31 protein-coding genes are annotated in these 21,502 nt (G+C 61.9%); 22 read left to right on the top strand and 9 right to left on the bottom strand.

The window, feature by feature from the left end:
• Nucleotides 1-45 precede the first annotated feature (45 nt).
• Nucleotides 46-522, bottom strand: a complete 477-nt coding sequence (locus R5H29_RS09005) for a chemotaxis protein CheW (RefSeq protein ID WP_046272126.1) — start codon at nt 520-522, stop codon at nt 46-48.
• Between the two features lie 567 nt (nt 523-1,089).
• Entirely contained in the window at nt 1,090-1,614 is a 525-nt protein-coding gene (locus tag R5H29_RS09000; RefSeq protein WP_235649995.1) for an EAL domain-containing protein, read from the bottom strand.
• A 44-nt stretch (nt 1,615-1,658) separates the two neighbouring features.
• On the opposite strand from R5H29_RS09000, the gene R5H29_RS08995 reads away from it, so the two are divergent.
• Both R5H29_RS08995 and R5H29_RS08990 read left to right on the top strand, forming a co-directional pair.
• The gene (locus R5H29_RS08995) at nt 1,659-2,669 is read left to right on the top strand and encodes a sensor histidine kinase (protein WP_082783306.1); all 1,011 of its coding nucleotides are present in this window, start codon (nt 1,659-1,661) and stop codon (nt 2,667-2,669) included.
• A 15-nt stretch (nt 2,670-2,684) separates the two neighbouring features.
• Nucleotides 2,685-3,113 carry a response regulator gene (locus tag R5H29_RS08990; protein WP_065427813.1) on the top strand — a complete coding sequence of 143 codons (429 nt, stop codon included), beginning with the start codon at nt 2,685-2,687 and terminating at the stop codon, nt 3,111-3,113.
• On the opposite strand, the gene R5H29_RS08985 is transcribed toward R5H29_RS08990, so the two are convergent.
• Nucleotides 3,077-3,598, bottom strand: a complete 522-nt coding sequence (locus R5H29_RS08985) for a response regulator (RefSeq protein ID WP_332329081.1) — start codon at nt 3,596-3,598, stop codon at nt 3,077-3,079. The two genes, R5H29_RS08990 and R5H29_RS08985, sit on opposite strands and share 37 nt — an antisense overlap.
• A gap of 1,050 nt (nt 3,599-4,648) precedes the next feature.
• On the opposite strand from R5H29_RS08985, the gene R5H29_RS08980 reads away from it, so the two are divergent.
• From R5H29_RS08980 to R5H29_RS08970, 3 genes are all read left to right on the top strand, one after another.
• Nucleotides 4,649-4,882, top strand: a complete 234-nt coding sequence (locus R5H29_RS08980) for a hypothetical protein (RefSeq protein WP_106468504.1) — start codon at nt 4,649-4,651, stop codon at nt 4,880-4,882.
• Between the two features lie 48 nt (nt 4,883-4,930).
• On the top strand, nt 4,931-5,545 hold the full coding sequence (locus tag R5H29_RS08975) for a hypothetical protein (protein ID WP_032971128.1): 615 nt from the start codon (nt 4,931-4,933) through the stop codon (nt 5,543-5,545).
• 585 nt (nt 5,546-6,130) lie between these two features.
• Nucleotides 6,131-6,316 carry a hypothetical protein gene (locus R5H29_RS08970; RefSeq protein ID WP_154344369.1) on the top strand — a complete coding sequence of 62 codons (186 nt, stop codon included), beginning with the start codon at nt 6,131-6,133 and terminating at the stop codon, nt 6,314-6,316.
• A 477-nt stretch (nt 6,317-6,793) separates the two neighbouring features.
• Here R5H29_RS08970 and R5H29_RS08965 read toward each other — a convergent pair whose 3' ends face one another.
• Together R5H29_RS08965 and R5H29_RS08960 are read right to left on the bottom strand one after the other, a co-directional pair.
• The gene (locus R5H29_RS08965; protein WP_235650041.1) at nt 6,794-8,239 is read right to left on the bottom strand and encodes an EAL domain-containing protein; all 1,446 of its coding nucleotides are present in this window, start codon (nt 8,237-8,239) and stop codon (nt 6,794-6,796) included.
• 389 nt (nt 8,240-8,628) lie between these two features.
• The gene (locus R5H29_RS08960; RefSeq protein ID WP_061478934.1) at nt 8,629-9,072 is read right to left on the bottom strand and encodes a hypothetical protein; all 444 of its coding nucleotides are present in this window, start codon (nt 9,070-9,072) and stop codon (nt 8,629-8,631) included.
• Nucleotides 9,073-9,419: 347 nt separating this feature from the next.
• Between R5H29_RS08960 and R5H29_RS08955 the strand changes: the two genes are divergently transcribed.
• On the top strand, nt 9,420-9,614 hold the full coding sequence (locus R5H29_RS08955; RefSeq protein ID WP_061478933.1) for a hypothetical protein: 195 nt from the start codon (nt 9,420-9,422) through the stop codon (nt 9,612-9,614).
• Nucleotides 9,615-9,740: 126 nt separating this feature from the next.
• The gene (locus R5H29_RS08950; RefSeq protein ID WP_061478932.1) at nt 9,741-10,274 is read left to right on the top strand and encodes a hypothetical protein; all 534 of its coding nucleotides are present in this window, start codon (nt 9,741-9,743) and stop codon (nt 10,272-10,274) included.
• An 88-nt stretch (nt 10,275-10,362) separates the two neighbouring features.
• Here the strand turns inward: R5H29_RS08950 and R5H29_RS08945 are convergent, their stop codons facing one another.
• On the bottom strand, nt 10,363-10,662 hold the full coding sequence (locus tag R5H29_RS08945) for a hypothetical protein (protein WP_100443809.1): 300 nt from the start codon (nt 10,660-10,662) through the stop codon (nt 10,363-10,365).
• Nucleotides 10,663-10,724: 62 nt separating this feature from the next.
• Between R5H29_RS08945 and R5H29_RS08940 the strand changes: the two genes are divergently transcribed.
• The 4 genes from R5H29_RS08940 to R5H29_RS08925 all read left to right on the top strand — a co-directional run bounded on the left by R5H29_RS08940 (nt 10,725) and on the right by R5H29_RS08925 (nt 12,293).
• Complete coding sequence (locus R5H29_RS08940; protein WP_111008259.1) at nt 10,725-11,339, top strand: hypothetical protein; 615 nt, start codon at nt 10,725-10,727, stop codon at nt 11,337-11,339.
• A gap of 222 nt (nt 11,340-11,561) precedes the next feature.
• Entirely contained in the window at nt 11,562-11,930 is a 369-nt protein-coding gene (locus tag R5H29_RS08935; RefSeq protein ID WP_061478930.1) for a hypothetical protein, read from the top strand.
• On the top strand, nt 11,920-12,099 hold the full coding sequence (locus R5H29_RS08930; RefSeq protein WP_046272123.1) for a hypothetical protein: 180 nt from the start codon (nt 11,920-11,922) through the stop codon (nt 12,097-12,099). The genes R5H29_RS08935 and R5H29_RS08930 overlap by 11 nt, the downstream gene beginning before the upstream one ends.
• Entirely contained in the window at nt 12,096-12,293 is a 198-nt protein-coding gene (locus tag R5H29_RS08925; RefSeq protein ID WP_046272122.1) for a hypothetical protein, read from the top strand. The genes R5H29_RS08930 and R5H29_RS08925 overlap by 4 nt, the downstream gene beginning before the upstream one ends.
• 144 nt (nt 12,294-12,437) lie before the next feature.
• Here the strand turns inward: R5H29_RS08925 and R5H29_RS08920 are convergent, their stop codons facing one another.
• Entirely contained in the window at nt 12,438-13,292 is an 855-nt protein-coding gene (locus R5H29_RS08920; RefSeq protein WP_125895665.1) for a hypothetical protein, read from the bottom strand.
• A gap of 409 nt (nt 13,293-13,701) precedes the next feature.
• Between R5H29_RS08920 and R5H29_RS08915 the strand changes: the two genes are divergently transcribed.
• Nucleotides 13,702-14,388 (top strand): uracil-DNA glycosylase family protein, encoded by a 687-nt coding sequence (locus R5H29_RS08915; RefSeq protein ID WP_235649996.1) that lies wholly within the window; start codon nt 13,702-13,704, stop codon nt 14,386-14,388.
• Between the two features lie 12 nt (nt 14,389-14,400).
• Nucleotides 14,401-15,189, top strand: a complete 789-nt coding sequence (locus tag R5H29_RS08910; RefSeq protein ID WP_054172066.1) for a DUF6988 family protein — start codon at nt 14,401-14,403, stop codon at nt 15,187-15,189.
• On the opposite strand, the gene R5H29_RS08905 is transcribed toward R5H29_RS08910, so the two are convergent.
• Both R5H29_RS08905 and R5H29_RS08900 read right to left on the bottom strand, forming a co-directional pair.
• On the bottom strand, nt 15,186-15,482 hold the full coding sequence (locus R5H29_RS08905) for a hypothetical protein (protein WP_143568383.1): 297 nt from the start codon (nt 15,480-15,482) through the stop codon (nt 15,186-15,188). The two genes, R5H29_RS08910 and R5H29_RS08905, sit on opposite strands and share 4 nt — an antisense overlap.
• A 96-nt stretch (nt 15,483-15,578) precedes the next feature.
• Entirely contained in the window at nt 15,579-15,932 is a 354-nt protein-coding gene (locus R5H29_RS08900) for a helix-turn-helix domain-containing protein (protein WP_082783312.1), read from the bottom strand.
• Nucleotides 15,933-16,345: 413 nt separating this feature from the next.
• Between R5H29_RS08900 and R5H29_RS08895 the strand changes: the two genes are divergently transcribed.
• The 9 genes from R5H29_RS08895 (at nt 16,346) to R5H29_RS08855 (ending at nt 21,353) form a co-directional block, all read left to right on the top strand.
• Nucleotides 16,346-16,960: a hypothetical protein gene (locus R5H29_RS08895; RefSeq protein WP_241776755.1), complete on the top strand. Its 615-nt coding sequence runs from the start codon at nt 16,346-16,348 to the stop codon at nt 16,958-16,960.
• The gene (locus tag R5H29_RS08890; protein ID WP_061478925.1) at nt 16,957-17,319 is read left to right on the top strand and encodes a hypothetical protein; all 363 of its coding nucleotides are present in this window, start codon (nt 16,957-16,959) and stop codon (nt 17,317-17,319) included. Before R5H29_RS08895 ends, R5H29_RS08890 begins: the two co-directional genes overlap by 4 nt.
• A 58-nt stretch (nt 17,320-17,377) precedes the next feature.
• Nucleotides 17,378-17,860, top strand: a complete 483-nt coding sequence (locus R5H29_RS08885; RefSeq protein WP_061478924.1) for a hypothetical protein — start codon at nt 17,378-17,380, stop codon at nt 17,858-17,860.
• A gap of 291 nt (nt 17,861-18,151) precedes the next feature.
• Nucleotides 18,152-18,550: a hypothetical protein gene (locus R5H29_RS08880; protein ID WP_111008242.1), complete on the top strand. Its 399-nt coding sequence runs from the start codon at nt 18,152-18,154 to the stop codon at nt 18,548-18,550.
• A gap of 3 nt (nt 18,551-18,553) precedes the next feature.
• Nucleotides 18,554-19,378 carry a hypothetical protein gene (locus R5H29_RS08875; protein ID WP_125895663.1) on the top strand — a complete coding sequence of 275 codons (825 nt, stop codon included), beginning with the start codon at nt 18,554-18,556 and terminating at the stop codon, nt 19,376-19,378.
• A gap of 48 nt (nt 19,379-19,426) precedes the next feature.
• The gene (locus R5H29_RS08870; protein ID WP_061478921.1) at nt 19,427-19,759 is read left to right on the top strand and encodes a hypothetical protein; all 333 of its coding nucleotides are present in this window, start codon (nt 19,427-19,429) and stop codon (nt 19,757-19,759) included.
• Complete coding sequence (locus R5H29_RS08865; protein ID WP_012480707.1) at nt 19,752-20,240, top strand: hypothetical protein; 489 nt, start codon at nt 19,752-19,754, stop codon at nt 20,238-20,240. The genes R5H29_RS08870 and R5H29_RS08865 overlap by 8 nt, the downstream gene beginning before the upstream one ends.
• A gap of 359 nt (nt 20,241-20,599) precedes the next feature.
• A complete protein-coding gene (locus R5H29_RS08860) occupies nt 20,600-20,854 on the top strand; it encodes a hypothetical protein (RefSeq protein ID WP_061478920.1) in 255 nt (84 codons plus the stop codon).
• A 25-nt stretch (nt 20,855-20,879) separates the two neighbouring features.
• Nucleotides 20,880-21,353: a hypothetical protein gene (locus tag R5H29_RS08855; protein WP_061478919.1), complete on the top strand. Its 474-nt coding sequence runs from the start codon at nt 20,880-20,882 to the stop codon at nt 21,351-21,353.
• Nucleotides 21,354-21,502 lie beyond the last annotated feature (149 nt).

Genomic DNA, 21,502 nt, shown 5'->3' with positions numbered 1-21,502 from the left:
AATCGGTTGCAACTGAAAGCGGCAGCACCGTGCAGCATTGGGCAATCAACCTGAATCGATCTCCAGCCGTTGCTGAATGGATAGGGCACGACCAGGGTCAATGACGGCGACGCGTTTGCCGTTCCCCAGCTGCACGCCCTGCGGGCAGAGCTCAGCGAATCGGTCGCTGTGAGCGGCAGGCTCGGCACGCCAGGCAGACAGGCTCTCGATGACCAAGACTTCGTCCACTGCAAGGGCGAACAGCTGAACCGCGGATTGAACCAACAGCATTGCTGGACAACCCGTCCCGACTGCATCGCCTCCGGTGATCAAGCCCAGATCAACCACAGGGACGTCTTGCCCTCTGATCGAGACTACAAACTGGCGGTCCCGGGTTCGGGTCAGCGTCTCTGGTCCGCGTATTTCCACGGCCGACTCGACATCCACACCGAACAAATCGCAGCCCACACGCACAATCACCAGCTCCAGCAATGGCTCTGATGAGGCCTGCAGAAATGGATCATAAGGCAGGGGAACGGTCATGGTTTCTGTGGGCAAAGACCAAAGGGCGATCGCATCATGCCCTTAATGTGTCCACCGTGGCAATTCATGCCCTAGGAAATCCGAGGCGTTCAGATTGGCAGGCCAAGGGCCTCACTCTGACAAGACCTGCCCGTCGTCCGAAGACGATGGGTTAGCGGTGGCTGTAGCGTTCGTGCCGGCCATTCGCTTCATGAACTCTTCCAACCTCATCCGGCTCACCGCTTGGTGGTTCTGGCAGTGTGGGCACACCATCACACCGGCGCCTTCCAAGTCCGTCAGGCCCTCGCCCGGTGCTAGCAGCGAGGTGAGACCACAGCTGCTACAAGTGGCCTCAACAGCATGCAGACGCGCCAGAGCGCCGTCGGAGGTCAGTTCTCCATTGACAAAGCGAAGCAAAAAAAACCCGGTTTAGCCACGGGTAGGGTCCTGAAATAGGCCAGAGGCAGTCAGCGGCCTCAGCGATCTCGCAGACTTCCTGAAAGCGATACGCACGCTGCAGGATCCTTCCGCGTGCTTCCATCCGGGACGGTTCGTCGGCTGGAAGACCGAGTATCAAACTCCCTCGGGTCAGGGCGCAAGGAGCTCGGCCAACTCAATGGCGCTGATGGGTCTGGAAAGCGCGAAACCTTGAATTTCGTCACACCCAAGGCCTTGGAGCTTGGCGACCTGACCGTTCGTCTCGGCTCCTTCAGCGACGGTCGAGTAGCCCAGATCATGGGCCAGACCGACGATCGCTTGGACCTTGAGCAACGCGCGTTGGTCTTCGGAAATATCGTCTATCAGCGACTTGTCGAGCTTGAGCGTGTGAATGGGCAACTCGGTCAGGTATCCGAAATTGCTGTAGCCGCTGCCGAAGTCATCCACCGCGAGCCGAATGCCTGACGAGGCCATCCGCTTGAGTTGCTCGCCCGGCAGCGAGTTGACCCGCAGCCATTCTCCCTCGGTGATCTCGACCTCCACGTCCTGGCAATCCAACCCCTGCGCGTGGATTTTGGCCACGAGTTCATCGGCCATTCCTTGCCGCGCGACATTCCGAGCGGAGAGGTTGATGGAAAGGCTCAACGCAAGGCCAGCACGCTTCCATTGCGCCAATTGTGCCAATCCTAGGCGCAAGCGAGCGGCCCCTGGGGGCACTGGTGGCCGCGGCCACCCAGTCGCGTTACTCAATCTCCCCCGATTGGCAGCAGGAGCAGATTTATCGCCAAGGGGACATGGCCGAGCTCAAGGCCACTGGGGGCAACTGGCGTCAACAGCTGATCCACCCCGAGGACAGGCCCGCGGTGGAATTGGCCATTGCTCATGCCCCGGAGTTGGCGTCGCCGTTGGAGGTAGAACACCGCGCCTTGTTGCCAGACGGCTCCGTCCGCTGGATACAGTTGCGGGCAGTCCCGTTGATGGACAGCGAAGGCAACGTGAGCGAGTGGTTCGGTGCAGCCTCCGGCATCACCGATCGCCGCGTGGCTCAAGAGCGTTTGCAGCAGTTGACCGCAACGCTTGAAGAGCGGGTGCAGGCCGGCACTGACGAACTGATGGCGATGGAGGAACGGCTGAGACAGGGCCAGAAGATGGAGTCCCCCGGCCAACTGGCCAGCGGCATTGCCCACGACTTCAACAACATGCTCACCGGGGTCTCCATGGGCTTGGAGCTGTTGGAGATGCGCGTTGGCCAAGGCCGTTTGGAGGACCTGGGTCGCTACGTGGAGATGGCTCGAACGGGGGCCGACCGAGCTGCAGCGTTAACCCAACGACTGTTGGCGTTCTTTCGCCGGCGGACGTTGGCACCGTCGGCCATCCACGTGTCGGCCATGGTGAACAGGACGCTCCACATCCTGGCCCGCTCCATCGGGCCCTCCATTGAGATCGAGACGCGGTCGGATCAAGTGGAGGACGTCGTGCGGGTGGATGCTCCGCAGCTGGAAAACGCCCTTCTCAACCTGTGCATCAACGAGCGCGATGCGACGCCGGATGGAGGGCGCATCTCGATTGAGGCCGAGCTCTCACACGTCGATGGCGGACTGGCGGAGCGTTTGGTGCTGACGCCTGGACCCTATGTTCGCTTGTCGGTCCGAGACACGGGAACCGGCATGGACGCGAGCGTTGTTGAAAAGGTGTTCGAGCCCTTCTTCACGACCAAGCCGATCGGGTAGGGCACGGGGTGGGGCTTGCCGATCTACGTATTCACGCGCCAATCCGGCGGTCAGGTGGCGGTTGACTCCATCCCTGGGGTGGGAACCACGATGCACCTTTATTTGCCGCAAAGCACGGCTGATACCGATGACCGAATCCAGGAAACGCCCGCGCTTCCCCCAGCCACGTCGCCTGGTCGCTCGGTCCTTCTGGTAGAAGACGAGACCGCCATGCGCACGCTGGTGAAAGAGGTGCTGAGCAGTTTGGGCCACCGCGTGAAGGCGGCTGCAAACGGCAGCGACGCCCTCACTGTGCATGCCAGCGAAAAGCACTTTGATTTGCTGATTACGGACGTGGGCCTGACGGGCTCGCTCAATGGGCGGCAGGTGGCGGACGCGGGCCGGCAGCGCCGTCCGACACGCCGGTGTTATTCATCACCGGCTATGCAGCAAGCGTCGCGGTAGGAGCCGGCCAGCTTGAGTCTGGCATGGAGATACTCACCAAGCCGTTCGCCGCGGGGGAGTTGGAAAGAAGAGTGACCGAGTTGTTGCTGGAAGCCGTCAAAGCGTCGAACGAACCGTTCCCAGCAACTCCAGCAGCGTGAAAGCCTCTTGAGCAGCATAACGTCGTTTTCGAGGAAGTGTGGGTCTGCGCCGGAAACGCCCCCGTGACCGGTGACCAGCAGGACCGTCACGGAAGGGTGGCGTGCCATGGCGTGCTTGGCGAGATCGTGCCCGTTCATCCCCGGCAGGCCCACGTCGGAGATGAGGAGATCGAAGGCGGGTTGCTGTGCCAAGCGCTCCACAGCCGCTTCAGCGTCTCCGACCGCAGTGATGTCATAGCCGCTGTCTTTGAGAACGTCCTGCATCGATTCGCGGATGGCGACGTCGTGCTCTACAAGAAGGATGCGAGGGTACGAGAGGCAGTCATAGCAAACCTGGTTGATCAAAAATTCGAGGAATCATGCAGGACGGGGAGTAAAGCGCTGGTGCATCCCTGTGATGACGGCAATCACGGGAAGGCGAGGGCGCCGTCGCGCCTTGACGCGGTTTTGCCGCGAGGGCTGGATACTCAATCCCCACCCCCTCCCGCCTGGACACTCCCACTATGGCCCGATCCGCCCCCGATTTGCCGGCAGCGTCGCCCCACGCCCTTCGCGTCGAAATCATGCCGCTGGAGTGCGGTGATACCGCGGTGATCGTCGAATTTGAATCCGAACCGCCCGCGTCGTGGCGAGCTCTTCTGACGAAGAAGTTGGCAGACGTGGAGGGGCTTGAGCTGGCATCCGCCCAGTTTGAGGGGCGGGTTCTCTACGTGCTGGGTGCGGAGGGGGGTAGGGGAGGAAGCGTCCACAGGGTGAGTCAATTGTTGCGGTCTCTTCCCGGACGTCCTGGGGGCTCAAACCTGCTGGATGAGCCTGTGAGCCGGGGCGTCCCGGGGCCGGAGCAGGCTCTAGCGACGCACGCCTGAGCGCGTTGTTCAAAAGACGAGTTAAACGCCCGGCCGGAAGATAGGCCGAGCTCGGTTCGATGGCGCTAGCATCGCAGATTGATCACGCAAGGCAGCTATGTACGTTGAGGTATACCACCGGGTGGGATTTTGGGCCCGGATCACCGGGGCGGAAGGTTGGCGCTGGCGGCTGGTGGCGCCACGCGGGCATGTTTTGATGGCTCCCCGGGAGACGTTCGCCAGTCGGCAGGCGTGCTTGGCGGCCTTGGCTCTGCTGCAGATCGGGCCCATTTCAGCGGTGGAGTCGGCCGGAGATGCCCCGAACGCGGTGGGCGCGGCCCCCTCACTATGTCCCGCCCTTTCAACGCCATGACGGCCACCCCAGGTTGGGCAGGTCACGGTCACATCGCCGGCATCCAATGAGGACTGGGTCTGATCCATCGGGGGGCATTTCGCTTGAGTGTGACTCCCCGCGTCGCAGGAAGGCGATCAGTTGAGGCCAGCGGCGTTCGCGTGCACACTGCTTTTGAACAGTCAGGGTTCGAGGGCCATGGGTACTTCCAAGCCGGGCAAAGATTTAGAACGGGTCACCTTGTCGGTGGGAGAGCACGTTTACACCTCCGAGATCTGGCGGCTCAGTGAAAGCCGTTGGGTTCTTCTCGCTGTCGAGGTCCATGGCGTCGGAGGGCGCTCGGATTTGAGCATCAAAGCGTCGTCGTGCCTCCATGCGTTGGACGCGGGAGAGCGGATTGCGTCTGAGATTCTCAACAACCCCTATGGCTGAATTGGCGTTGGAAGGTTCAATCGACTGAATGGATCCCAAGGACGGCAGATGAGCATTTTGAACGTGTTGCTGAGTGCCGATCACTTGGCTGTGACCGTCGATACCCTTGCGCAAGATGCTCAAACCGGGGCGCACTCAGAGGGCGCCAAGTTGCTTCTGCTGCCTCAGCACAACGCCGTCTTGGCCACGCGTGGGTCGGCCCAGTTCTTCCTAAGAATCTACGAGCTCTGTCTCCAAGCCAGTTTTCGAGCAGACTTCACGATAGAGCGGCTGTCCGGCGAGCTTGGCGGCGTGATTGATCGCCTCTGGCCAAACTACGTGAGCGCGGCGGCAGCCGCTGGCATACCCATCAGCGCTATGCACACCGAGTTGGTTTTGGGCGGCTGGTCGGCGCACGCCCAGCGCATGGTTGCCACCGCTTATGCAAAGTCCGAAGATGGCCGTCCCGCCGTGGTCCAAGCGCTGGTGGGAGGCTTGGCGTCGCCAGGAGAGCCCTTGCGGAATCAGCCAGCAGGCATGGGACGGGCGGAGTTGATGGCAGCAGGACGCTTGCAAGCCGCTTACCTCAACGGCGACAGCGAGCGGCCATTAGCGGGCGGTCGTCTGTTGGCAGCAATTCTCTCAAAGGGCCAAGCAACCGTTCTCGATCTGGGAGGTCTCTAGGGGGCAGGGCAAAGCGTCGATTTGCTCGGCCACGGACCTCAGTCCATGACGCAAGCCAAGCAGAAAGTCTGCATTGGAGCGTTGGCTGGGGAGGCACATGGATGTCGACGATCATGGGCATCAGGTGGGCCCATGCAAGGCGCACCGCGGTGGGATTGGCAGAACTGGCCACCAAAGCCCTGACCGCATACTCCAAGGCATTGGTTTCGCCCTCAGCGTTGGGCAGGCGCCTCTCGCACTCGCTCAGGCGGAGCTCCAACTTGACCAACGCCTCCGTCTCAGCCTTGTGCATACCCCTCCTCCATTGGCTGGCCACCGAATCGCGGTCTGGCAGCAGGGTGGCCCCAAGCTCAAGCGTTGGAAACCGGTGAGCGTTCCGCTTGACTGCACCGTCAATCGGCCCTTTCGGGCCAGCACACAGCGGTCCACTCTTCAATCAAGACTCGCCATGCGCGGGTGGTTAGGTTGGGGGCAAAGCTTTTCCAACCTCGCGCGTGCCACCGCCTAGCGGTTGTCACAGAGCGGGCAAGTGAGCACGGCGGCGCCGTCCAAGTCCAGCAGGCCATGCCCTGGAACCGATCGCAGTTGGCGGCCGCATTCCAGACAAGCGCAACTGATCCGCGTGACCTGCAAGAGCGAGCCGTCGGCCCGCCGCACACCCTCAACCTGATCGATGAAGAAACGTCTAATGTTGGGCATGAAGATGAACAAAAAGCTGAACAGAGCGGAATGCATATGATGCACCGCGACAACCCCACCGGAACCAGATGAGACAATTGGATTCTGAAGAATTCATCTACGGGGTCGTCCGCGCAGTCCGCACGCCAGATACCGCTGTCCGATCCCTCTATTGCCGTCGCAGGAGCATGATAAAGAGGCGGGCTGCACGGCGACAGCCTTAGGCACAGGGAAGTAACCGAGCGGCGCTGTTGGAAAGCGCTGAGCCAGTTCGTTAACCAGCAAAAGGCCAGACCGGCGGCCAGTCGGTTGCGACCACTGCTGAGGGTGTGTGTCGCGCGTTGCCCTAAAGAGGCCGCCTGCTAGGGGTGCCGATCACGACGATGCCCTGAACTGCCGGGGCGTCACCTAGGGGAGGGGGAGTCACCCCTTTGGGTTCGGCGGCGCCAACTGGGGTCAGCGCCATAGCGGAGATTTTCACGATTGTCGCGTCCATCGGACGCACGGACATCTTGCTAGGGCGAACGTCAAGCGCCAGTGAACGCGCTCGGGTCGACCCGTGCGCGAGGGCTACCCAACTTGGATGGCGGCAAGCGCGTCTTTGGTTGAGAGAGGGCAGCCATAGTGCCACCCTTGGCCAATAGCCTCTGGAGCAATCCGGTAGAGCAGCAAATCTTGCGCCTCTGATTCGACGCCTTCTGCGATGACATCCAGCCCAAGCTCACGTGCGATGCGATACATCCCTGGCAAAACGGGCCGCAGGGGGGAGTCCTCGTTGATAGCGGCCACGAACATGCGATCGATCTTGATTCCTCGAAACGGCGATTGGGCGAGGCGGGAGAAGTTGGCGCTGCCGGTCCCGAAGTCGTCGATCAAGAACCGGTATCCCAGAACAGAGAGGGCCTGCATGTTGCTCTTTGCGGCAGCGGACACGAGTTCTTCCCGCTCGGTGATCTCGATGCGAATTTGCTCTGGCAACACGCCAAAATCGTTGGTGACGCTGCCGATGTAGCGAACGACGCACTCTTGGGCCATGTCCACGGGCTCGGCATTGATGCTTACGTAGAGGTTCCTATGCTCCCTCAGCGCGGGGGCGAGATCATTCATGGCACGGGCCAGCACGTATCGAAAAAGATCAGGACTCAGGCCGAATCGGTGGGCGATGGGCACGAAGATGGCCGGCGGGATTTCATCGTCTCCCGGCGGGCGCCAGCGGCTGAGCGCTTCAAATCCCACGAGCTCCCGCGTGCCAATTCGACGCAGTGGCTGGTAGGCCAGTTCGATCTCGCTGCGCTTCAGTGCAAGCACCAACCGTTGCTGGATGGTTTGCCGAGCCGTGATTTGGTGTTTGATCAGCAAGAACGCGAGCAAAAGCCCTACCGAGGCACCCGCTGCCAGGATGGTGGTGAGCAACGCCGAGGGCAGTTCGGACACCACGTGCCTAGGGCTGGTAACGAACGCGCAAACGTCGGCCACCCGGCTGCAATGTTGAGCTTGGACGAGAGACGGGCTGCCGACGCGGCTGGTCGGGGACAAGGTGCGGAATGTAAACGATCGGTCCTTCGTTTCGATGCTGATGGAGCTGCTGCGCGCAGGGTCCAAGCTCTCGAAGGCAGACGGGGAGGACACGGTGAACGTGTCGCCTTGGGCGATCAGATTGGACCCGGTGTAGGGGGAGCCAACGAGATCCGACGCGTGCCAAAGCCGGACAGCGCCGCTGGAGAAGCGTGGGGCGGGGAGGGTGTAGGGGCGCGAGCGCCCCCAGAGAGCGCTGCAGACAAGGCGTCCGTCTCGGATGCGACCGATGTCGCTCATGTAGATGGAGCGGAACGCGATCTCCTTTAGTGAGTCGATGTCGGTGTCGGAGCAAGGCGGCTGTCCGATGCGAGAGGCTTGTTCGGCCGCTACGCGCCGGTCACGAGATATGGCCTCCGCGCGCGTCACCGCGGCTTCCGCCACTGCCTCCGCCCCTTCCTTGTCACGCACGTAGAGGATGGCTTGGGCGACCGCGAGCATCGCCAAGAGGCACACCGCCGTGGCTCCTATTACGGTCGAGACGTAGCGACGCCGATTTTCTCGAACGCTCAAAGCAACCCCCGATCTGAAACGCGCCATCGCTTCGCTTGGCTTCTCGCCTCATTTACCTTGTTACAGGTTTATCGGCAAGCTTTCCATGAACTTCAGCCCCAGCTCCACTGGCTTGCAAGCCTCGATCGAACAACCATGCATCTGCGTCTGAACTGTACAGCAATAGGCCGTGAGCCCGGCGATCGCCAGCATTGACACCTGCGGCGTCTGTTACGAAGATCAATACGGTTGCACGGATGGCGCAAGCGGGCACTTGGTAGCGCCTAGGCTTGCGAGAGCACGCCTGCGCTCTCCGTCAGACACGCCATGCCCTTGTGCTATGGTGCAAGGTGCGGACGGGACGGCTGTCGGCAGCGTCGGGTGGGCGATGGCGCTTTCTGTGCGGTCATGGGCGCGCTAGGTTGCTCTTTGATCAGCCAAGCGAGGAAGGCAAGGCGGTCCGGGAGAATTTCAGGTCGAACGCCCAAGCGCAAATTGCACTCGAATTCGTCGAAGTAAGCCATTCCAGCCGAGAACTCCGCGTTGTTCGGTCGCATCGATTTGGCACTGGCGATTGGATCATCCACGGTCCCGCAGCAACACGCCTTCAGCATCTCCATCAGCTGGGACTTACCCAGCTTGGTGAGTCCAAACTGGGCTGGCTTGCCCGGCTGGAACCAGACCAGGTCTTGATCACACAACGCCGTCAGCCTCGCTGGCGAGGGACGAAACCCCTGGGCAGCCATGCACAGGTCTGCGAACTGATCAAGATGAACGGTCATAGCAGTGGTCGTCTTTGCTCATGAAAGGCCTTTTTTCACTGTGATCCCCTGCGATCGAAGGCGCAAGCCTCTATGCGTTCAGCGTTGGCCGAGGCTTCGACCGTCTTTAGGGGCGGCGGCGGCCCTCAAACCGCTCGAGCGCTCCCTTGCTGGCGCACCCGTCCAGGGAGCCCCGAGGTGGGACCGGGAAGCCCATTGGCCGATGATCGCCAAGGTTCGGCCGGCAGGTTCATGCTCAACGCCCTGCCAGTCAACGGGGTGGTCGCGCTCCGCCTCCCGGAGCCCAAAGACGCCTGAACCCCACGGGGCCCTTCGGGGTCCCTTTCATTTCCTAAGAGAGAACGCCCGTGACGACCATCAACGCCCAGTGGTGCACCGCCTTCAACGCCGCTCTGCAAGCGCACTTCGCCCTCCCCATCCAGAACGCGGGGCTCACCGACACCGAGTTGTCCCGCTACAGCGACCTGCAGCCCAAAGAGGCTGCCCTCACCTTTGGCGAAGACCACGATCTGGAGCGCGTGGATCGCGGGTGGTTTGGCTAGCCGCTTTGGCTGCCATGCCATGCCAGACAAACGCCACTGGGACCAACTCGGCTCGGGCAGACTGTGAGGGGTGTCACGCAATCGGTAAACTGTGCCCGCGCCAAGGTAGGCGCTATCAGGGGCACCATGAAAAAGTTCGTTCTTCCTCTCGGCATCTTGCTGCTGTCAGGCTGCGCCACGTTTGCGCCAGCGCCGCCGCGGCAGGTGGCTTTGACCACCACTTTCGATCCCAGCGAAGTTGCTTGGTTCTCTGAGAAAGGCACTGGCGCCATCAACGGCCAAGCCTTCTTCCAAACCCGGGGTGGTCAGCCCAGAACCTGCGCGGGGTTGGAAGTCTCCTTGCAGCCCAAGTCCGGCTATGGTCGCGAGCGCCTGCTCGCGCTTTACGGCAGTGCCGAGAGCGGGTATACCACCGTGGGTTCGGCCAACGTGCAGTTCATCCCTGACAGCGCCGATTACAAGCAGGCGCGTAAGACATCGGTTTGCGACGCCCAAGGCAATTTCAGTTTTACTGGGCTGCCTGCAGGAGAATATTTCCTGACCACCGGCATCATGTGGTCCGTTCCCGGTCAAGAGTTCATGCCTCCGCAGGGTGGGCTTTTGATGCAAAGCGTCAAGCTCTCGGATGGGGAATCCACGCGAGTCATCATGACCCGTTGAGGTTGGCCGCCGCAAAAACACCACGCCTTCAGCCGGCAGGTGAGTGAAGTGGACTGAGTGGGGGGGCATTGCGTGCCCCCCGAGTCAGTCAGCCAAGAAAGTTGGATGCTCGGTCGCGCCCTTGCCCAAGGGCATTGAATTGTTGAGTCAACGCCTGCAGCCCCTGCTGCAAGGTCGTGTTGTAGGTGAGCGTCTGGTGGCCGGCATGGGCGTCGGCCATTCCCGCGAGAGCCATGTTCCAAGCGACAGGCAGTAGTTGGGGGCTCGGGTGGCTGGCAATGATCGTTCGCAGCCCATACTCCAACGCCTTGAGATATCCGCGATGGGCTTCCAGATCGACTTCGCAGGCATCCAATCGCGCTGCCAGGTCTTCTAGGGTTTGGGCCATGATCGGGCTCGACAGGGGGGAGATGAGGCCCGATAGTGGCAGAAAGCCGCCAGACTTTTGCGATGAGCATCCTCAACGTTCTGCTGAGTGCCAACCAGCTGGTTGTGACCGTGGACACATGGGCCGAAAACGCGCACAGCGGACAAGCTTCGGCGGGAGCCAAACTGCTCCTCATTCCCCAGCACCAACTGTTGCTGGCGACCCGTGGGTCAGCCCAGTTCTTCCTTCGCATCTACCAACTGTGCCTGGAGGCAAGTTTTCGGGCCGATTTCACGATGGAGCAACTGAGTGCTGAGCTCGGGCTCGTGATCGATCAGCTTTGGCCCAACTACATGAAGGCCGTTGCCGAGGCTGGGTTGCCGGCGGAACACTGCACCACGGAGTTGGTCTTGGGTGGTTGGTCGCCCAAGAACGGCCGGATGATGGCCACGGCCTATGCCAAGCACGACTTGACCGTTCCAGCGGTTGTCCAGCCCATAGGAGGACAGCTGGCGTCGCCCGGCGATCCGCTCAGGGAGCGGCCGCCCAGCATGGCCACCCAGGAGCTGCTGGTGGCAGCGCAGCTCCAGGCTCGATACCTCAACGCCAGCATGAGGCGGACCGTCGCCGGCGGACGGTTGCTATTGGGCTTTTTGAAGCCTGGCCAGGCGGTGGTCAAAGACTTGGGCCCGATTTAGCCCTGCCAATTTCGTCAGTCGAACCGTTCAAAGCAATGCCCCAGTCGAGCGCCGGCTGACGGGCAAGTGCAGCCGCGCCTGCAGCGTGATCGGGCTTTTCTCCCAATTTTTAGCTTTAGTCAAAATAACCCCCTTGTGGGTTTCGCGTGTCGGTGTATCCCAAACGTATGACGTTCGCGATGCGTGCGTCTGACACCGACCAACGAAACGAAAGGGGGGAACATGTTCATTGGATTCAGACTGACGAAGCGGCTTGTCGTCAACGCCGTGGTTGTCCTGGTGCTGGCGCGATTGCTGTTTATGGGCATGGACGGCTTGGACCGGTTTTCCGACACGTGGAACCGCACCTTTGGGGCGAGCATGCCCAACGCCAGCGGGTTGCGCGGCGCCGTCAACGGCGCACGCCAGGTTTTCCCGTCTGGGTTGGACGAGTATGCGCGCCAGGCCGAACGGGACGCGGCCCAAAGCACCTCGCTGTTGGACGTGTTTGCCAGCGTGTTCGGACGCGTGAAAAACGAGGAGGTCATGTTGCCCTCCACCATCAATTCCGCTGGAGGGGAGGGCTCGATCTATGACCGCTATGACCATTGATTTTGAGTGGCTGTCCATCCTCTCCGGGTGGTCCTTGCTCAACGACAGCGCGGCGCTGCTGCGCACCCCCGGCCAACGCTGGGCGGGCTTGGAGGGATTGCTCATCGGCTACGGCCTCATCGCTGGACAGTGGTTCGTCCTGGCCACCATGGCAGGGGCGCTGGCATGACCACCGTGGGCGCGGTGTTGGCCGCCGTCCTGGCTGCAGCGTTCCTGGCCACCGTGTTGGGCCTGGCTGGCATCTTCTGGGTCAATGCACGGCACGCCAGCGGGGCGCTTCGTGTGCGTTACCGCTTGCGTGCCCAAATCCTGGCTGGGCTAGTGCTGGCGTGGGTGCTCACCCTGGCGAGGCTGTCCACGTGAGCCGGCCACCTTACGTGCAGATGGCCGTCCGCGTGCCACAGGAGCTGAAAGACCGGCTGGAACAGGCGGCAGCCCGGGAGGGGCTGCATGTCAGCGAGATGGTTCGCTTGTTGCTTTGCGAGGGATTGGCGCGCCGTGCGGCGATCAACGGGCAGGGGTCTTCACGATCCGGTGGTTTCGCAGCGGCCGAATAAAGTTGGCCGGTGTGGACTTGTCCAACGGTTGGGCGCGCACTTGGTATTGCCCGCTCTCGCACAAGCGCAACAGCTCAGCTTCGTCGTGGATCTCGCGCTGGCCATCCTTGGTGTTGCCCATTTTGGCCACCCGGAACGCCACGTTTCCCGTGTCTCGGTCCCTCATCCGCACCGCGACGATCACCCTTCCATCGTGGCGAACCAGGTGGAAGGCTCGGGCAAAACGGTCGCCGTTGGACGCCCTAGCTGGTGAAATCGGGTCAGGCGGCGTGGCACGCTGGATCGGTGCCGGTGCCGGGCGAGGCGGAGCTGAAAGGGGCTGCGCTGGGGCCTTGTGACCCAACGCTTGGCGCGCCAGCTGCTTCTTGCGGCCCGGTTCGGTGGCGGTGTCACCGTCGATCCAGGCTTGAAAGGTCCCGTTGGCCGGGCTGGGGTGCGACGCAAACACCCATGTCCGGCCTTGGGCGCTGAAGGCTACCTCGTTGATTTCTTGGAAGTCGTTGAATTGCTGGCGCATGAGCGCCTTGACCCCCTTCATGTAGGCATCGGTGGTCCCCAACAAGACCACGCGCTCCACACTGTCAGGCAACGGGTCCAGGTGGCGTGCCACGCATGTTTTCATGGCTTCCAAAGGCAACGACGAACGCATGGCCTTGGGCATGATGGTGCCACTGCTGACCAGCTTGCCGTTGTCCATCACCGACAACCCGCAGCGCACCAAGGAGGCGGCGCCCATGTGGCGGCTTTCGGCGGTCAGGGCGTCGTTGATCGTTTGCCCACCCAGATCGATCCCAAGCTCGTGCAATACAGCTGCGAGGCGAGGGCGCATAGCACCCGCGAAGGCGACCCCATCGAAGCTCCCGTGTTGGGCGGCGGCAATTTGGGTGGCCCCCTTGGAAAACCCCAGGACCAAGGTTTTAGGGACGCTGGTTCCCCAGTAGCCGGGATTGGCACGGAGGTGCCAGCCTCCCTCCACACGCACATCAAGTCCTGGTGCATGGCATGCGCGGCACGCCTGCCAGCCATGGTGAGTTGTCATGGGGCCTCCGCAGGATCCTTGAAGGCCCATACAGTTAAAGCACGTGCGAGCGGTATGCAAGAGCTTTTTGTCGGCTAAATGTGGCGGAAAAATGGGATGGCATGGGATGGCGTGCAATAGCTGCGTGGCAGCACGGTGTGGAGTAGCCTGACACCATCATACGAAGGTCAATGGCATGGATGATCCGGCTGAGTTGAACATGGAAGCGTGGCCGGCTGAGGTGGCCTTCGTGCCCTACGTCGGCCGCGGCTACTGGAAGGGAGTTGAAGGGCGCCGCGTCTTGCTACTGGGCGAGTCCCACTACCGGGAGGCTGGGTGGACCGACGACCCCGTTATCACTCGTCCATTCACCCGCGAGACGTTCGGCGACATGGAGACTTGCAAGAGGACAGGTGGTGGCAAGTTCTTTGATGAGCTGGATCGCCTGCTGACTGGTCAAAGCAGCCCAAATGTTGTGGATGCCGCCCACGCCTGGCAGCACGTCGCATTTTGCAACTTGTCCCAGCGCTTTGCCGGCAAGAGAGCTGGACACCGTCCGTCAGGAACCGACTTCAGTCAAGGCGGGAAGTTGTTGGTAGAGGTGATCCTCCCTCTGCTCCGGCCAGAGGTGATTCTGGTGCTCGGCCGCACCGCTTGGCGAATGTTCGATCACGGGAAGCGGTCGGACCAGCCTACCTTCCAGGCTCGCCATGCCAACTCCGAGGGCAGGAGGCGGCGCTATCTGGAGGAGCGCCACGTATGGTCTCTCGATTATGGCAACGGGGGGGGCGTGGATGACTTGGGTCTACCATCCATCTTGGAACGTAGATTGCTGGGAAGATCGTGCCGCAGCTCTGAGGCATCTTTTGAAATACGCGAATGAAGGGCAAAGGATATGACGCACAATTCGTTGAAGGATGCGATCCGCGATGCGCTGGAGCCGCGTGCTGCCACGCGGCAGCCCACGGCGTTGGACATCGCACAGGAGGCCAGAGAGGCCAAGGCCAGCCTGGAATCGAACATGTCCTGCATGGCCCGCATCACTGTTCCCGCCGGCAGCGAGCGTCACCGGGCGGCTTTCCAACTGTTGAGGGCCTCGATGGACTACGGGCGTGCGTTGCTGTTCCTGTTGGAAACCCATCCCATCGATCTTCCAGCGGTGGCCTTGGCAATGCACCGCTCCCAGATTGAGCAATTCCTGCGGGCGGTGTTTGTCCAGTTCCTTGCCGACGACGAACAGCTGGCGGACTTTCTCCAGGAAGATCGGGGCCCTCGAAGGAAAAACGAGAAAGGAAAGTGGGTGGCTATTGCCCTCAAAGACCTGGCCGCGGACGTGGAGCAGGCCATTGCACGCATCGGGCAGGACGATGAGCCTCAGAAGCTGGCTCGGACGGTGACCAATTCGTGGGACCCTCTTTGCGGGCTGGTCCATGGCGGGAAGGCCATTCGGGTGATGTATCAAGATCCCAATGGACAGATCGGGGCGCACGTGCCGGCAGCCATTCTGTTTCAGACCACCGTCAACGCGGTGGCCACCACCAACTTGTGCGTCATTGCAGCACTGACGGCGGTTGGGGTTGGGGCCTTTGAGGAAAGCCCCGTTGTTGAGCAGTGCGCCAGCGGGATGTTGCACTACATGCAACGGAGGAAAGCCCGCATGGAAGAGCTGGCCTGGCCGCCTTAAAGGACCGGACGCGTATTGTCGTGCCGCTCTGTATCCCCACCAACGATCGCTGGCGGGGAGAGTTGCAATCGGAGGTCTGCGAATCCTCGGTTTAGGCGGCGTGCCTTCTGGCCAAGGGATTCCCAGGTTGAGTCTGCGGCGTCGGATGGAGGCTTTTCGTTGAGGATCAGCTGGGCCGATGCCTTGAATCTCTCAAGAAGTGCTGCTTCATGCCCCGGTGGGTCCAGTTCAACGCGGTTGCGGGCCTCCGCTGCGTTGAGCTCCAGCATGTTCAGTTCGATCAGTGTGGCCATGGCAATGGCGGACCGGGTGGGCTCCGTCCTATTGCGGCGGCAGAGGTGGGTGATCCATGTCCACATGGGGTCGATTCGTCCTTGTTCGCCGATGCCCTAATCCTTGACGGGCGGTAACAGTTGCTCGATGAGTGCGTTGCGCTTCTTCGCCGGCAGCTCACCCAAAACGCCCAGCAGTTCGGCAAAACGTTCCTGCTGGGCCACGCTCTGCTCGCCCAAAGCCAAGATCGCATCGGCCATCGCTGGGCTGGTCGCCAAGAGATAGGCCGGGGGCACCTCCAAGGCCTGGGCCAGCTCGAAGAGGGCTTCCAGGCTGATCGACATGCCCTCGGATTCATACCGAGAGATGCGGGCCGACGCAGCGTCCTTGTCCATCCCCATCCGCACTCCGACCTCGCGTTGGCTAAAGCCCCGCAGGACGCGGGCTTGGCGCAAACGCGCGGCAACCACGGCTCGGGGAGCGGGCGGGGCGGCAGTCACGGGCTGAACGGATGCAATGCAGGCATGCGGACAGGATGACCCAGAGGCTACGCCCCGGGTAGACTCTACGTGCCACGTAAGTTGGCCGCAAGATCCCAAATCTATTGGTGGGAACAGGGGGTTCCATGAAGAGGGTCAGAAGAACCGTGCTGATCGGGGCGTTTGCCCTGACTGCAGCGGCTGGAGCGCAGGCACAATCGAGGGCCGGATCGGACCTGCTTCGCCACATCGGCCGAGCCATCCAAGGCACGCCGAAGGTGGTCAGCGATAGGTCGCGGAGCCCTTACCTTGAGCCGCCTGGGACCTACTGGGACCTGGATCAGGAAGGCTTGGAAGGGGTTCAACACCTGCGGGCCGGAGTGACGGCTGTCGGAGGCGGGGGCGTGGACACCTGCGACATGCAGCTGCTGGCAATGGCCCATTCGGCCTATCGGATCGACGCCGACAAGCGCCAGTGGTGCCTGAGGCAATGGTGGCTGATGGACACGAAGGCCCACGGCGCCAACGGTGTCTCGGGCAATGATCCGGCTGCCATCGAGCGCCGTTATGGCCCGGCCTTCGACGCGCGCCTGCAGCGCTTCAAGGCCATCCGACGGTTTGCGATTCGTCCCACGTTCCAAGCGCTGGGCGATGTCGCCTATCGGGCCGACCGTGGCGTGCTGGAAGGATTCATCCCGATGCCTCAGGTGTCCGCGGCGGGACAAAGCGTCACCGGCAAGGGCTTTGTGCCGTGGGTTCACCGCACCTCCACGGGGGTGTCCAGCCCACCCAACGCCGGCCGCTTCCATCTGCTCATCCGAATGGACGCCCAAGAGGCCGCGAACTTGGCGCGACAAGGTCGCAGCTACCGCGACGATTTGGTGGTGTTCTCCGTCAACCGGGTCTGGGTGGAGGGAACGGTGCCAAAGATGGACGTGACGATAGAGAGGGTTCGGCTCGGATACCGCGATGAAACGATCGACGTTGATTTGACCCATACGCAAGGAGCTCCGGCATGAAAGCAACCCTCGTTTCCCTCGGCCTGATCACCGCAGGGTTGGCTGCCTGCAGCAGCAAAGCTGATCTTCCCACCATCGAACAAGTCGCCCACGCTTACGAGGCGCATGCCAATGCCAACCTCTCCAGTGAAATGGGCCAACGAATCGAGGTCCGGGGTTGGAAAGACCTCACCGCGGATTGCACCTCAACTGGTCCCCAGCGTGCCACGTGCGTGACCGGTGGAACGTTGGACGTGGTCGGGTTCCAGGGCGGGCAGCAGTTGAAGCCCGATCCCGTCCCCGTGCCGCCGGCTTACGACTTCGTCTTTGAGAAGCAGCCCACCGGCTGGGTGCCGGCCGGAGCCCAGAAGAAGGGCTGACCTTGCCAAGGACCGGAATCGCGGTATGCATTGAGGAACACCACTTTAAGGAGGTCCCATGTCTTACAACGCTCACCACACCCCCGGCGGTCACATGCAGTGGGGCTTGTTGGCCCCCGCCACTGTGATCCTTGGGGGAGCGGGCTTGCTGTTTCTTGCCGGGGCCCAAGAGATCGGCCAGAACGAGGGCTACGGCTGGCAGGCCGGCCTGGCAGCCGCTGGTGGGGCAGCCGTGCTGCTCTTGCTGGCGATTCTCTACGTGTTGAACTGGCGAGCGGCCCGCGTGCGCGCGGCAAGGGCCAGCGGGCTCCCGGTTTCGCCGCCCAAAGGTGGCTTTGGAAAGGGCGCCCTGGTGGGCTTGCTCGTCGTCGTTGCCCTGCAGCTGGCCAGCGTTGCTGTGGGCCTGCTCTACCCGGGGTTGGAGGAGAGCGAGCGAAACTTCTTCACCTCCGTGCCCCCGATGGCTCTGACGGCGCTCATGCCGGTGGCCCTCATCGTCGGTGGCATCGCAGGCAAGCTTTGGCGCTCCACCAGCCTGTAAGATCAATCCATGTCCTTTGGGGCCCCCGCGAGGGGGCCTTTTTTTGTGCCAAGAAAAGCTCAGTGCCGCCACCGGTCGCTTCGCGCCGGCTTCTGTAAAAGCGGGGGTAGGAAAAGAGCGGATGACGCCTTCGGCGCGATAAGTGATGTTAGGAAAAGCTGCGGCCTTAGCTCCGCAGTTTTTGATTTTAGTCAATATTTTGTCCACCAGAACCGTGGACAAATTTTCAGGGCGATCTACCTTGGATACATGGGAAGGCAATAGTGCCAACCGACAAACAAGGATCTCGCCATGAACCACACGATGCTCATCACAAACGACACCATCACCGTCAAGGAAGCTCACGAAGCTGCGCATGCCGCTGCCAGCACTTTGTTTGACCAGTTGTCTGGGTATACCTATTCGACCGGCGCGGCGGGCTATCCCGCGTTCCAGTCTTCCGCTGAAGACGCATTGCTGGCTTTCCTGCTGAACCGCAATTGGGCAGAGCTGGGACGCGAAGACGACGAGCTGCTGGCTGAGCAAACCGTCTCTGTCAATGTGCAGCGTCAAGAGGACGGGGAGCTCCTCTATGAAGTGGGGCTCGACATCGAAGGGTCGGATTACGGCACCAATTGCAAGGTCAAAGACCTGGCGACGCTGAACGAATGGTTCGATGAAGAATGGATCGACGTGGAGTGCGCGGAGTGAGACGTGCTGACAAAAGAATACTCGCGTAAGAACAACCAATGTCCTTTAAGGCCCCCGCCAGGGGGCTTTTTTTTTGAAAAAAACAAAGCCCAGAGCCACTGCCGGTCGCTTCGCGCCGGCTTCTGTAAAAGCGGGGGTGGGAAAGGAGCAGGTGACGCCTTCGGCGCGAGAAGTGATGTTAGGAAAAAGTGCGGCCTCAGTGTCGCAGTTTTTGCTTTTAGTCAAGATTTTGTCCGCTACAGTCGTGGACAAAACTCCAGTGCGATCTACCTTGAATTTGTGGATGGGCAATCGCGCCTTCCGAAAACCACCAAGGAAATCGACATGAAAATTCATCACCTCGTCAGCGACGGAAACCAAGCGGTCGCCATCACGCAATCGGCATCGAGTGGTGGTGGTTACGCGCACCCGGTGAAGCTCTCCGCCATTCGCTTCAACGTGCAAGACGCTGAAGCGGCGCTTGGCGAGCTCAACAAGTCTGGCCACCGTCACGAGAAGGCGTTCGAAGTGATCGAGCGTTGGGACGTCGATGCTCGCAACCAAGGGCCAAAGTCAAAGTTCGGTCGAACCCTTGCCGCCCTTGTGGACGAAGCGCAGGGCCACTTGAAGGGGCCGGTGATCTACGAAGCCAAAAGCATGCAGGAGGACACCGCGCGTGCGCTCAACGCCGCAGCGAAGCAAGCCAGGCTTTCGCAGGTCCTTCCTGCTACAGGTGGCCCGAGCATGATCATCGGTGGGGAAGTGTGGAACCCGCGCCAAGAGGCCCAGAGCCAAGCGCCAGCTCCGGCGGCGGCCCTGGAACCTCCCCGTCAGCGCGTGCGTCTGTGACCGCCGTCCAAGGAAAGAGAAGTGCTTAAACCCGTCCGTTCCCCAGACTTGGCCACCCTTCCGTCCTCCCGGGGCTACTCCCGTGATCTGGAGCGCTTGCAGGCGGCCGCCGCGCGCGTGCAGGTCACGCGAAACGAAGCCGTGCGCCAAGTGCTCGCCATGTATGCCGCCAAACCTTACCCACTGAGCAAGCGTCGGCTGGGTGGGGAACGGGACGTGCGGCTGGCCTACCTTCCGCTGCAGCGCAGCGTCTTGGAGGCGGTGGAGCAGGGCGCGGTGAACGCTGGGATTTCCACCGCAGAAGCGGTGCGCCAGATCATCCGAGACTACGTCCAAGGACATCTCATTCGGAACCAGGTTCGGGGCAGCCGCCATGGCTGACCGCCACCCACCACCGCCAGGAAGTCCGAGCGCTGAGCTGATTCACGCGTGCGTCGAGGGAAGCCTTTTCGGCGCTCTACAGGCCCTGCGGCAGGGCGCCAACCCCAACGCGTGGCGCCTCAACGAAGGTCCCGCGCTCCATTCCGCACTTGCCTGGCCCCGCATCGTCGAAGCCCTCCTGCAAGCTGGTGCGCACCCTCAAGAGAGGAACCACTGGTGCGAGCGCCCGCTGGAAAAGCTGGCGGCGGACTACCAGCTGAGCGACGACGCCGACGAGCGCAGCCGACTTGAACAGACGGCGTTGCTGCTGTTGCGGCTGGGCGGCAACCCTCACCGGGGCAGCCCGTTCTGGAACACGCCATCGCTGAAGGCGGCGATGCCGCACGTGGTGGCCACGGTGGAAGCCGAACAACGTGCTGTCCACCTGGAGCATGCATGGGCAGCCCGGGGAAGTGTCAGTGCAAAGCGGGCAAGGCTGTAGAGCCAACGGCCCAACGCCGCCACCGGTCGCTGCGCGCCGGCATCTGTAGAAGCAGCGGTGGAAAAGAGCAGGTGACGCCTTCGGCGCGAGAAGGGATGTTAGGAATAACTGCGGCCTTAGCTCCGCAGTTTCTACTTTTTGTCAAGATTCTGTCCACTACAACCGTGGACAAATTTCCAGGGCGGTCTACGTTGGGATCAGGAAGAACGCAACGCTCTACCCACCGACTGGAACCGCCGACATGACCCTTTCTCTTCTCGCCATCGCTGCCCCCATCGCCCTTCCTTTCAGCGTTAGGTTGGCCCAGCGCCTTGAACGCTGCATCGATCGTGCCCTTTGGGCGCACTGAGGGAAACGCCATGACCACGCGTGCCGCCCGCCACCGCTATTACGCATACGAGCGCCGCGATGGTTCTGTGTGTTACCTGCCAAAACTGTTGCACGAGGGGATTCAGCGCTACCCACGAACGATTGCGCACTACCACCTGGTGCAGTGGCTGGGAGTGTCCAAGTTGCTCAGCAAAGACGAATACAAGCAAATGGCGTGGCTGGGTTCACAGCGGGGCACGCTCCGAAACACCCATGATTCAGCGCAGGCTCGTCTCACCGGCTGACACCCAGGCAGGGCAAAATGGCTCCATGACCCACGCTGCCCCTCCATCCACCCTTCAGGCTCCGGCCTACGGCCTGCTGCTCGGCCACACCGAGTGCCATTTCTGCCACGCCCCGACCCCCACCGCCGCGATCTGGGTGCCCTCGCTCGAGGAGCACGACGACGAGGGTCTGGTGGATCAGGGGGAGGGTGCCGTGTTGCGCTACATCGAGCGTTTGGACGAGGACACTGTCGCTTTCGTGGCGGGCCACGCGCCCTGGCTTCGTTTCGCCACTACTCGAACGTCAGGGCAAACCTACCTGGCCCATCACTGCACCACCTGTGGGGCCCTTCAAGGGGACCACTTCGTGTTCTCGCCGGATGGTCCTTACTGGCCCCAGAGCGACGTCGAGCTTGCACGCCTGACGTTTGTCCAGGGCCTTGGCCCGCTCACCGCCCAAGCATCGGCAGGGCAGAGCACCTGGATGGACCGGGTCCCTCTGGCCTGCGCCCAGGCCTGACGGTATTCCCAAGTTCAACGCCGAATCGGTGTGCCGCCCGCGGCACCTCATTCAAGCCCTGTGCGCTGCGCGCGGCCCCAACGCCCGGCTTCTCCGGTCAAGGGCCATTCCAGGGCCCGTGTCCTCGCTTCGCTGCGGGCCGCGCCAGC

It is taken from the genome of Stenotrophomonas sp. A3_2 (assembly GCF_036624925.1).
GTDB classification, from domain to species: Bacteria; Pseudomonadota; Gammaproteobacteria; order Xanthomonadales; family Xanthomonadaceae; genus Stenotrophomonas; species Stenotrophomonas hibiscicola.
This window is presented reverse-complemented; position numbering and strand designations above follow the sequence as displayed.